The 1582-nt window shown below is 55.2% G+C and carries 1 protein-coding gene; it reads right to left on the reverse strand.

The genetic code is table 11. The features are described from left to right. The coding region (locus tag F952_RS00005; protein ID WP_323806889.1) for an Ig-like domain-containing protein at positions 1 to 1565 on the reverse strand (1565 nt) is incomplete at its 3' end. Positions 1566 to 1582 lie beyond the last annotated feature (17 nt).

Here is a 1582-nt window from a genome sequence, read left to right on the forward strand (position 1 = left end):
GCAGTCGGTGCAGTCAGATCAACAGTCAGGGTGAATGGATCGCTCTTGCCACTCTCATTCCCTACTGGATCAGTCGCTGTGACGCTCAGGTCATGTGAACCTTCTGTCAAGCCAGGTGCAGGAATGGTGTAGTTCCAGTTGCCATCCGCTCCAACGGTCACACTGCCCACCAGATCGTTGCCATCATATACCTTGATCACATCACCTGGCGTTGCACCTGTTCCGGTGAGGGTTGGTGTGGTGTCATCGGTGCTCGCACCTTGAGTTAATGGACCTTGTATGAGACCCACATCGTCATTCACTTGACCAATGCTTGGAACATCCGGTGCTGTGGTATCAATGGTTAGGGTGAAGCTGGCTGTACCTTGGGTACCCGCTGCATTGCTCGCAGTGGCGGTATAGCTGTGGGTGCCTTCGCTTTGGCTTGGTAAGGTGTAGCTCCAGTTACCATTGCTGTCAACCACCGCTGAACCAACGACGGCACCACCGTCAACACTGATGCTTACCACTGCACCGACGGTGCCTGTACCTACTAGCGTTGGTGTGGTGTCATCGGTCGCTGCGTTGTTGGCAAGGTCGCCTGTTTTGCTGCCTGCATCATCAATCGCTTTGTTGATGCTGACCACGACATTGCTGCTGTCTACTGTAAAGTTGAGCGCATCGCTGGCCGCACTGGTGTTGCCTGCTGGATCAGTCGCTGTGGTGGTGATGCTATGTTTACCTTCGTCCAAGCCAGTCGATGGCGTGAAGCTCCATGTGCCGTCTGCGCCGACTGTGGTGCTGCCTAATACGCTCTCACCATCTTTGATGGTAATGACATCACCTGCGCTACCTGTCCCCTTGAATTCCGGGTTCTTGTCATCGGTGGTGCCATTATTGGCGATCGGACCTTGTACCACTCCTTGATCGTCTATCGCAGTCACCACACCTGGTGTCGCTGGTGCTGTGGTATCCAGTACAATCGGATAGGCACCTGAATCAGGGCTCGATTGGCCTGCTCCATCGGTTTGTTTCGCCACCAGGTTCTTCACGCCATCTGCGCCAAGATCTGTGGTTTTTACGCTCCAGGTGCCATCTGCGGCCACGGTGCTTGAACCCACCGCTGTTCCGTCAACATAAACAGTCACCACTGCACCCACTTGCCCGGTACCACTGATGGTTGGGGTGCGGTCATCGGTGGTCTGGTTCTTTTGCAGTTCGCCAGTAACGCTGCCCTGATCGTCTAGTACGCTTTGGATCGATGGCGCTGATGGCGCTGCACCGACCACTTTGAACGCCCAGGCCGTGGTTTGTGGGCCTTCGTTGCCTGCTGCATCGACACCGCTCGCAGTAAAGCTATGCGATCCTGCTCCAATTGGCGTTGCTGGAGTGAAGCTCCATTTGCCATCTGTTCCTACGGTTGCACTGCCTAGATACGCGCCATTGTCGTAGACTTTCACGGTCGCAACTGAGGCATCTGCTGTTCCTGAGTAGGTTGGACGGGTGTCGTCTGTCAGGCTATCTGGACTGTTGCTGATGGTGCCTTGTATTGCACCCACGTCATCGTAGAGATCATCCGCAGTCACCGCTGTCGCTGATGGTG

This window comes from Acinetobacter baylyi DSM 14961 = CIP 107474 (assembly GCF_000368685.1).
Lineage (GTDB): Bacteria > Pseudomonadota > Gammaproteobacteria > Pseudomonadales > Moraxellaceae > Acinetobacter > Acinetobacter baylyi.